Below are 4,685 nucleotides of genomic sequence, written 5' to 3' on the forward strand. Positions count from 1 at the left end.
GATCGTCGCGGCCGGCGGCCGGGCTCTGGCGATCGGCGCCGACGTCACCGTCGGCGAGCAGGTCGATCGGGCCGTCGCCCGGATCGCGGACGAGTTGGGCGCGCCCACCGTGCTCGTCAACAACGCCGGCGTGATCCGCGACAACCTGCTGTTCAAGATGTCCGACGGCGACTGGGACACGGTCATCGACGTTCACCTGCGCGGCGCGTTCCTGATGTGCCGCGCCGTGCAGGCGCACATGACCGCCGCCGGGTGGGGGCGGATCGTCAACCTGTCGAGTTCGTCGGCGCTGGGCAACCGCGGCCAGGCGAACTACTCCGCGGCCAAGGCCGGGCTCCAGGGCTTCACCAAGACGCTCGCGTTCGAGCTGGGCAAGTTCGGCGTGACCGCCAACGCCGTCGCGCCCGGCTTCATCGTCACCGACATGACCGCGGCCACCGCGGCCCGGGTCGGGATGGGCTTCAAGGAGTTCCAGGAAGCCGCCGCCGGACAGATCCCGGTTCGCCGCGTCGGCCGGCCCGAGGACGTCGCGAACACCATCGCGTTTCTCACCGGCGAGGACTCCGGCTTCGTGTCCGGACAGGTGATCTACGTCGCGGGAGGCCCGCTGTGCTGAAGGACGACGCCGAGTCGCGGCACGAAGCGCCGAACATCACCGCGGCCCAACTCGACGAACGCGTCACCGCGTTCCTCGCCGCCCACCCCGACACCTCCGACGAGATCGGTTACCTGCGGGCACGCTTCGACGCGGGCCTGGCATGGGTGCACTACCCGGTCGGTCTCGGTGGTCTGGACGCGCCGCGTTCGTCCCAGCGGGCCGTCGACGCGCGGTTCGTCGCCGCGGGCGCCCCGACCAACGACCCGGGCCGGATCGGCATCGGCCTCGGCATGGCCGCCCCGACCGTGCTCGCGTACGGCACCGCCGAGCAACGCGCGCGCTGGCTGCGTCCGTTGTGGACCGGCGAGGAGGTGTGGTGCCAGCTGTTCAGCGAGCCCGGCGCCGGATCCGACCTCGCGGCACTCGGCACCCGCGCGGTGCGCGACGGCGACGCGTGGGTGGTCGACGGCCAGAAGGTGTGGACCTCGATGGCCCACGAGGCCCGCTGGGCGATCCTGGTCACCCGCACCCACCCCGACCTGCCCAAACACCGCGGCATGACGTACTTCGTGTGCGACATGACCGCACCGGGCGTGGAAGTTCGACCGCTGCGCCAGGCCACCGGCGAGGCCGAGTTCAACGAGGTCTTCCTGACCGGCGTCCGGATCCCCGACGCGCACCGCCTCGGCGAGATCGGCGACGGCTGGAGCGTCGCGCGCACCACCTTGATGAACGAACGCGTCGCGATCGGCGGCGCCTCGGAGCCGCGCGAAGGCGGCATGATCGGCATCGTCGCCGACACCTGGCGTGCCCACCCCGAACTGCGCACCGCCGGCCTGCACGACCGCCTCCTGCGACTGTGGGTCGAGGCCGAGGCGGCCAGACTCACCACCGAGCGGCTGCGCCTGCAACTCGCCGCCGGCGACCCCGGCCCCGAGGGCTCCGGCGCCAAACTCACCTACGCGCGCCTGAACCAGGAGATCTCCGGCCTGGAGCTCGACCTGCTCGCCGAACAGGGCCTGCGTCACGACGAGTGGACCATGCGCCGCCCGGCCTCGGTGGACTTCACCACCCGCTCCCCCGGCTACCGCTACCTGCGCGCCAAGGGCAACTCGATCGAGGGCGGCACCTCCGAAATCCTGCTCAACGTCATCGCCGAACGCGTCCTGGGCCTACCCCCCGAACCCCGCGTCGACAAGGACACCGCGTGGAAGGACCTCCCCCGATGACCCCGAGCACGAGCACGGTCGAATCCCCCACCGCACACCTGGCGTACACCGCCGACGAGGACGATCTCCGCAGCGGACTCCGGGACTTGCTGACCGATCGGGTCGCCCTCCCGGCTCTGCTCGCACGCATCGAGACCACCGAGCCGTACGACCCGAAGCTGTGGCGCGTCCTCGCCGAACAGATCGGCGTCACCGGCCTCGCCATCGCCGAGGAACACGGGGGAAGCGGCGCGACCTGGCGCGAAACCGCGTTGGTCATGGAGGAGTTGGGCCGCGCGGTCGCCCCCACCCCGTTCCTGGGCAGCGCCGTCCTGGCCACCGCCGCGCTCGGGCACTGCGGCGCCCACGACCTGCTCACCGAACTCGCCGGCGGACACCGCACCGCGACCCTCGCGGTGTCCTTCGCCACCGCCCCCGGCACACAACCCCCTTACGACGTGCGGGCGGACACCGACGACACCCTGACCGGCACCGTCACCTCGGTCGTCGACGCCGGCTCCGCAGACCTGATCGTGGTAGCGGCCACCACGCCCCAAGGGCCCACCCTGTACACGGTCGACCCGACGCACGAAGGCGTCCACCGGCAGTCGGTGACCTCACTCGACCTGACCCGCCCCCTCACCGACCTCACCCTGACCGCCGCCCCGGGCCGCCCGATCGCACGCGGCGACGCCGCCGAGGCAGCCGTCGCGGCCGCGATCACCACCGGCGCCGCCCTGTTGGCCTCCGAGCAACTCGGCCTCGCCGAGTACTGCCTCGAAAGCACCGTCGCCTACCTGAAGACCCGTAACCAGTTCGGCCGCCCGGTCGGCTCCTTTCAAGGGCCCAAGCACCGACTCGCCGCGCTGTGGGTCTCGATCACCCAGGCCCGCGCGGTCGCGCGTTACGCCGCCGCGTGTGTGGCCGTCGACGACCCCGACACCGCCGTCGCGGTCGCGGTCGCCCAGGCCCACTGCTCCGACATCGCCGTCCACGCCGCCGAGGAATGCGTCCAACTCCACGGCGGCATCGGCTTCACCTGGGAACACCACGCCCACCTCTACCTCAAACGCGCCAAAGCCGATGCCCTCGCCTTCGGCACCCCGGATCGACACCGCGCCGCGTTGGCCGAACTCGTGGACCTCGCACCGTAGTCCGGCCTCGACGGGTACTCCCGCCGCACGCGGTCGACCCGTCTCGCACCGCAGGTCGCCCCTCACCCCCGTCTCCCGTGGACCGACCACACCCCGCTGTCCCGCCTCCCCTCGCCTCGCCTCGCACCACCGGACCGCACTGCACCACCTGGCACCGCACCGCACCGCCCCGCCTTGCCTCGCAGGTCCCCCGCCCACTCCCGCCGAGGAGCATCATGCGCGTCTTCGAAAACGTCACCGAGGTGTTCGCCGCCAAGGGTGAGCCGCTCGGTACGAGCGAATGGCTCACCGTCACCCAGGACCGGATCGACACGTTCGCCGACGCGACCGGCGACCACCAGTGGATCCACGTGGACGCCGAGCGGGCCAAGGACGGCCCGTTCGGCACCACCATCGCGCACGGATACCTGACCCTGTCGCTGATCCCGGTCCTCGCGGCCGACCTGTTCACCGTGCGCGGCGTGCGAATGGGCGTGAACTACGGGACGGAAAAGGTCCGTTTCCCGGCGCCGGTGCCGGCCGATGCGCGGGTACGGGACACGGCCGTGTTGATCGACGTCGTGGAGACCGCGGCAGGCGTGCGCCTGACGGTGCGTCACACGATCGAGATCGAGGGCTCCGCGAAGCCCGCGTGCGTCGCCGACACGCTCTCGCTGATCGTCCCGTAGCCACATCGGGCCGATGGCCCGATGAGCCCTCCCCCGCCCCTGCTCCAGCGGCCACGATCACCCGACCAGGAAGGCACCCGAGTGAGCTTCAACCTCGCGACCATGCTGCGCGAGTCCCGCCTCGCGACCCCGGCCGCGACCTGCCTCGTCCACGGCGAACGATCGATCTCCTTCGAGGAGATCGACGAAAGCAGCACGCGCTTCGCCCGCGGACTGCGCTCGCGCGGCCTCGGGCCCGGGGACGTGCTGGCCCTGTCACTGCCCAACGTGCCCGAGTTCGTGGTCGCCTACTTCGGCGCGCTCAAGGCCGGAGTGGCGGTCATGCCGCTCAACCCGCTGCTCAAGGCGCCGGAGATCGAGTTCCACCTGGCCGACTCGGGGGCGCGCCTGCTGATCGCGTTCGACGTCTTCGCGGCCGAGGCGCTGGGCGCCGCCGCCGCCGTGCCCGGCACGGTCGTGTACGCCGTCACCATGATGGGCGGAGCCGAAGTCCCGGACGGCACGCGCCCGTTCGGCGAGCTGGTATCGCAGGAGCCGCCCGGTCGGGCGGAACTGATTCGCGGCGACATCGAGCCGATGGCGGGCGACGACACGGCCGTGCTGCTGTACACGAGCGGCACCACCGGCCGGCCCAAGGGCGCCGAACTGACGCACTTCCAGCTCTATATGAACTGCACTCTCGCCGGCGACCTGTTCGACCTTCTCCCGGGCGACATAACCCTCGGCGCGTTGCCACTGTTCCATGTGTACGGCCTGTCCAGCGTGCTCAACGTCGCGGTGCGCTACGGCGGGACGGTCACGCGCGATCTGGTCGAGCGCGGCCTGCGCGTCGAAGCGCAGCATCAGCGATACCGTCCCGCCGTAGCGCACCGCGACGTTGAGCACGCTGGACAGGCCGTACACATGGAACAGTGGCAACGCGCCGAGGGTTATGTCGCCCGGGAGAAGGTCGAACAGGTCGCCGGCGAGAGTGCAGTTCATATAGAGCTGGAAGTGCGTCAGTTCGGCGCCCTTGGGCCGGCCGGTGGTGCCGCTCGTGTACAGCAGCACGGCCGTG

At 71.3% G+C, this 4,685-nt stretch carries 4 protein-coding genes and 2 pseudogenes; 5 read left to right on the forward strand and 1 reads right to left on the reverse strand.

Annotated elements, in window-relative coordinates:
• The 5 genes and pseudogenes from GT354_RS17055 to GT354_RS17075 form a co-directional block, all read left to right on the forward strand.
• Positions 1-616, forward strand: a 616-nt coding sequence (locus GT354_RS17055) for an SDR family oxidoreductase (protein WP_161357154.1), incomplete at its 5' end; no start/stop codon positions are given.
• 35 nt (positions 617-651) lie between these two features.
• Positions 652-1,827, forward strand: coding sequence for an acyl-CoA dehydrogenase family protein (locus tag GT354_RS17060; protein WP_161357157.1), 1,176 nt, complete (start codon positions 652-654; stop codon positions 1,825-1,827).
• Entirely contained in the window at positions 1,824-2,960 is a 1,137-nt protein-coding gene (locus GT354_RS17065; protein WP_161357155.1) for an acyl-CoA dehydrogenase family protein, read from the forward strand. Before GT354_RS17060 ends, GT354_RS17065 begins: the two co-directional genes overlap by 4 nt.
• 215 nt (positions 2,961-3,175) lie before the next feature.
• Positions 3,176-3,628, forward strand: coding sequence for a MaoC family dehydratase (locus tag GT354_RS17070; protein WP_161357156.1), 453 nt, complete (start codon positions 3,176-3,178; stop codon positions 3,626-3,628).
• Positions 3,629-3,730: 102 nt separating this feature from the next.
• A pseudogene (locus tag GT354_RS17075) lies at positions 3,731-4,366 on the forward strand (AMP-binding protein); the annotation flags it as partial.
• 105 nt (positions 4,367-4,471) lie between these two features.
• Here the strand turns inward: GT354_RS17075 and GT354_RS54060 are convergent.
• Positions 4,472-4,678 (reverse strand): annotated as a pseudogene (locus GT354_RS54060) (AMP-binding protein); the annotation flags it as partial.
• Between the last annotated feature and the right edge of the window lie 7 nt (positions 4,679-4,685).

This window comes from Streptomyces sp. SID3343, assembly GCF_009865215.1.
In the GTDB taxonomy this organism is placed as follows: Bacteria; Actinomycetota; Actinomycetes; order Streptomycetales; family Streptomycetaceae; genus Embleya.

What these genes read in the sequence shown, in the direction of transcription:
- GT354_RS17065 (WP_161357155.1), top strand. Translation starts at nt 1,824, where the DNA reads ATGACCCCGAGCACGAGCACGGTCGAATCCCCCACCGCACACCTGGCG.
- GT354_RS17070 (WP_161357156.1), top strand. Translation starts at nt 3,176, where the DNA reads ATGCGCGTCTTCGAAAACGTCACCGAGGTGTTCGCCGCCAAGGGTGAG.